Genomic DNA, 243 nt, shown 5'->3' with positions numbered 1-243 from the left:
CATCAGAAGCCCTAGGGACTATCACTAGCGCTAGTGAATTTTGGGATTGGTACGATGCGACTATCTTAGGAAAGAACCAGATTGAGGATAATCTGATAACCTATCGGGAAATATTCCAACAACTAGAGGATGAGTATTTTGCGGGTTGCAACCGCAACACAGGAAGACCGCGTTCTCGCGATATTGTTAGTGACCTATCATCTTACGAGGCTACTAAAGGAATATATTTCAGGCTGTTCCCTA

The 243-nt window shown here is 43.6% G+C and carries 1 pseudogene; it reads left to right on the top strand.

Going from position 1 to position 243, the window contains the following annotated elements:
- Positions 1 to 243: pseudogene (locus tag P5674_RS26395) on the top strand (recombinase); the annotation flags it as partial.

Source organism: Limnospira sp. PMC 289.06, assembly GCF_032350395.1.
GTDB lineage: Bacteria > Cyanobacteriota > Cyanobacteriia > Cyanobacteriales > Microcoleaceae > Limnospira > Limnospira platensis.
This window is presented reverse-complemented; position numbering and strand designations above follow the sequence as displayed.